4 protein-coding genes are annotated in these 4,042 nt (G+C 71.1%); all 4 read right to left on the bottom strand.

The genetic code is table 11. The annotated features are described in order from the left end of the window. Positions 1 to 1,243, bottom strand: a 1,243-nt coding sequence (locus tag ACNFOC_RS51810; protein WP_416965934.1) for a serine/threonine-protein kinase, incomplete at its 3' end; no start/stop codon positions are given. 138 nt (positions 1,244 to 1,381) lie between these two features. Continuing rightward, positions 1,382 to 1,738, bottom strand: a complete 357-nt coding sequence (locus tag ACNFOC_RS51805) for a hypothetical protein (RefSeq protein WP_416965933.1) — start codon at positions 1,736 to 1,738, stop codon at positions 1,382 to 1,384. Further along, entirely contained in the window at positions 1,735 to 3,363 is a 1,629-nt protein-coding gene (locus ACNFOC_RS51800) for a serine/threonine-protein kinase (RefSeq protein WP_416965932.1), read from the bottom strand. The genes ACNFOC_RS51805 and ACNFOC_RS51800 overlap by 4 nt, the downstream gene beginning before the upstream one ends. A gap of 92 nt (positions 3,364 to 3,455) precedes the next feature. Beyond that, the coding region (locus tag ACNFOC_RS51795) for a serine/threonine kinase C-terminal domain-containing protein (RefSeq protein WP_521987098.1) at positions 3,456 to 4,042 on the bottom strand (587 nt) is incomplete at its 5' end.

The following is a 4,042-nucleotide window of genomic DNA, read 5'->3' as shown; positions in this document are numbered from 1 at the left end:
GCTGGGCGGAACCGTTCGTGGAAGGCTGGGCGGAACCGTTCGTGGAAGGCTCGGCGGAACCGTCCGTGGAGCGCTCGGTGGAGTGGGCCGCTCTCAGGAACCGGATCTCGACGCGGTCCGGCTCGCGAACAGGTCGGGACGGATGATCAGGTCGGCTCCTGCGACCGAGGGCAGGAGAGGCTCGTAGGTTCCGTCGTGGACGAGGTGTCCTCGCCACTGGCGGCGCGCAGAACCTGCCCCGGCTGGCCGCCCGGTCGGGTATAGGTACGGGTATGGGTATGGGTTCGGGCTCCGACTCTGGCTCTAGCTCTGGTTGTGGCTCTGGCTCCGCTACGACCGCTGCGGCCTCCGGCGCGTGCTCGGGCACCGCGTCGCGCGGAACCGTGATGGCCGTCGGCTCCGGTACGTCCTTCCCCTCGGCCACCGCGTCCAGTACCGCGCCGGCCTCCTCCGCTCCCGGCCGCGCCTCCGGCTCCCGCTCCAACAGCCGCAGGATCAGCGGCCCGAGGGGTCCCGCCCTGGTCGGCTCGGGTGGTTCGCCCGCGAGGATCGCACCGAGGGTGGACTCCACGGTCGTACGACGAAAAGGGGACGCCCCTTCGACGGCCGTGTAGAGGAGCACTCCCAGGGACCAGAGGTCGGAGGCCGGTCCCGCGCCCGTGCCCGACATGCGCTCGGGGGCGATGAATTCGAGCGAGCCCACGAACTCCCCACTGGCGGTGAGGGATTCCTCGCCCTGGATGTGTGCGATGCCGAAGTCGGTGAGGACGACGCGGTCGTGCGGGCCGAGCAGGACGTTGGCGGGTTTCACGTCCCGGTGCACGATCCCCACGGCGTGCGCGGCGCACAGGGCGCCCAGGACCGCGAGGCCGATGCGGGCGGCGTCGGCGGGGGCGACGGGGCCGCGCCCGAGCAGTTCGTGCAGGGACTCGCCGCGCACCAACTCCATGACGATCCACGGGAGTTCATCCTCGATGACGACATCGTGGATGGCGACGGCGGAGGGGTGGTCGACCCGGGCGGCGGCGCGGGCCTCGCGATAGAGCCGGTGGGCGGCGCGCTGGAACTCCTCGTCCTCCGGGTCACCGGGCAACCGCGGCTGTTTCACGGCGACTTCGCGGTCCACGAGTTCGTCGAAGGCCCGCCATACGGTGCCCATGCCGCCGGAGCCGATCCGTTCGAGCAGCCGGTAGCGACCGCCGACCAGACGTCCGTCGCGCACCTGTTCGCCGACTTCGCTCATGCCCCATCAGTACCGTGCCGGATACGGCCTTGTCGACGCGCGCCCTGCTTGGCGCGCCGGAATCACCAACTCCCCACCGCCCGCGGCCCGTTCGAGGACGTTGCGGCGGCTGACGTCGGCGGCGACGCGGCTGCGGGGCTAGTCGCTCTCGGGGTCGGAATCCGGGTCCGGATCGTCGTCGTACTCCTCCGCGAGCCGCAGGCCCAGGTCCGACTCCCACTCCAGGGCCCAGCGCCGTAGTTCCGCGGTCTCCGCCGCGTCGAGTCCGTGTGCCGCGAACTCCTCGTCGCTCACCCACACGACGCTCTCCAGCCGGTCCCGCAGCCCGAAGAGGTCGAAGTCCGTCCCGTCGTCCCGGAGGCCCAACTGCTCCAGTTCGACGGCGGAGTAGCGGCGTCGGGCGGCGTACACGCCGATCATGTCGGCCGGCAGACCGCGGTCGCCGAGCGCGCGCACGCTCAGGACCGCGAGGTCGGCGTCCGTACCGTCGCTCACGGCGTGTCGACGTCCAGGTTCGCGATCGCCGCCTTCGCCACCTCGCGGCCGCGGGCCGTGAAGTCGCCCTTGCCCGGGTAGCTGATGGTGAGCCTGTACATGTCCCCGGCGGAGGTCTTGTAGTAGAGGATCCTCAGCTCGCGGGGGAGGGGATTCTGGGTGTCGTCGGACTCGTACGTGATCGTGTTCTCGGCGGACGGCTTGCCCTGGTACGTGCCGGTCGGCTTCGGGACGGTCCTCGTGGCCTTCGCCATGTCGAGGTCGACACTGCCGCTGGTCTTGAAGTCGCCGTTGTCCGAGTACATTTCGGCCGCCGCCGAGTCCTTGATGTAGCCGTTGGCGTCCTCGGACTTCTTGTCGAGGCTCAGGAAGATCCAGATGCTGCCGCTCGGGTCGGTGTACGTGACCCAGTGGCTCTTGTCCGAAGTTCGGTCGGGGACGGCACGCTTGTATGCGGCCGGGGCGGCGAGCGTCGCGGCCACGTCGGACTCGTGATGCTTCTTCCAGCCGTCCGGCAACGGCCCCGCGAACGGATTGGCGACCACCAGGTACGCGGCCACCGCGGCCGCGACCACCACTGCACCGAGCCCGAACCACGTCTTGCGGCCCAACCGGCTCCTGACTGCGGGGCGTTCGACGTACCGCACCTCCTGCGTCGGCGCCGGAGCCGGCGGGTTCGCCACCGATTCGAGGACGGCGCGCACCTGCGCCGCGTTCGGGCGGCTCGCCGCGTCCTTGGCGAGGAGGCCGGTGATGAGGTCGGCGAGCGGGCCCGGGGACGAAGTCGGCGGTGCGGGCGCGGAGTTGAGGACCGACTGGAGGGTGGCGGGGGTGTTGCTGCGGCGGAACGGGGAGACGCCCTCCGTCGCCGCGTACAGGACCACGCCGAGGGACCACAGGTCGGAGGCGGGGCCGGGACGCTGGCCCAACACCCGTTCCGGCGCGATGTATTCGGGCGAACCGACGAAACCGCCGGTGTCGGTCAGGTTCGTCTCGCCCTCGATCTGCGCGATGCCGAAGTCGGTCAGGACGACCCGGTCGTGCCGGCCCAGCAGGACGTTGTCCGGCTTCACGTCTCGGTGCAGGACGCCCGCCGCGTGTGCCGCTTCGAGGGCGCCGAGCACCTGGAGGCCGACACGGGCCGCGTCGCGTGCGTCGAGGGTGCCCTCCTGCAACGCGTCGCCCAGCGAGCGGCCGGTCACCAGCTCCATCACGATCCACGGCTGACCGTCGACGACGGCCACATCGTGCACGTTCACGACAGCCGGGTGGTCGAGCCGTGCCGCCGCGCGCGCCTCGCGGCGCATCCGCTCGAAGGCGTTGACCCGTTCGCGTTCGGGAAGATGGTCCGGGACGCGCGGCTCCTTCACGGCGACCTCGCGATCCACCGTCTCGTCCTTGGCGCGCCACACCGTGCCCATACCGCCGTGCCCGAGCTTGCCGAGCAGCCGGTACCGCCCGGCTATGAGACGTCCGGTGCCGGGGTCGGGCGGCGGGGCGGGAGCCGCGTACGGGTTGTTCGGGTGCGGCGCCGGCGCGGGCGCGGCCATCTGCGGGTTCGGCGGTTGCAGAGCGAAACTCGTGGGCTCGTCGGCCCCGCGTCTGGCTCCCCCGTTGCTGCTCATACGTCCATCCATATCGCGCCAGACGCCACCGCAGCCACCTCTGGGCCTTTCCGGTCACAGAGCCGTGACGCGAGATGCCCTACATGTCGCGTTCATGCCCGTGTGAACGTGCTGAGGGCGACGTCGAAGTACTCCTTCGCCTCCCGCACCTCGCCGACCGGCGCCGACACCCACACGTCGTACATCCGGCCGTTCTCCTCCCAGCACATGTCGTAGGTGTGCCGGGGTCCCTCCGCCGTGCTGAAGCCGTTCCAGGTGAACTCCCAGAGCGCGGCGGGGTGTCCGTAGTGCGTGGTGTCGGTGACCTCGCCGTCGTGGTAACCGGGGTTCGTGTCCGCCCCCTCGGCCGCCGAGCGCTTCATCACCGCGAGCGGGCCGCCCTGTTCGGGGTCGGACATCTTGATGCCGAGGCGGAAGGTCTCCCCCGGCGACATGTAGAAGATGCGCTCGCCCTGCGGTACGCGCACGAAGTCCTCCGGTACGGCGAGGGAGAAACCGTCGGGGTCGTGGGCGATGCGGTAACCGGAGGGCGCGGTAGGAGTGTTGGGCGTCTTGGCGCTCGCCGGGGGCGTGGGTGTGGGCGTGGGCGACGGTGCCGGCGTACCGGCGCTCGTGGAGGTCAACGGCGCCGAGGTGACCGGCCGGGCACCTCCTGCGCCCCCGGCACCCCCATCCCCGT

The sequence above is a fragment of the Streptomyces colwelliae genome (assembly GCF_048158785.1).
Lineage (GTDB): Bacteria > Actinomycetota > Actinomycetes > Streptomycetales > Streptomycetaceae > Streptomyces.
This window is presented reverse-complemented; position numbering and strand designations above follow the sequence as displayed.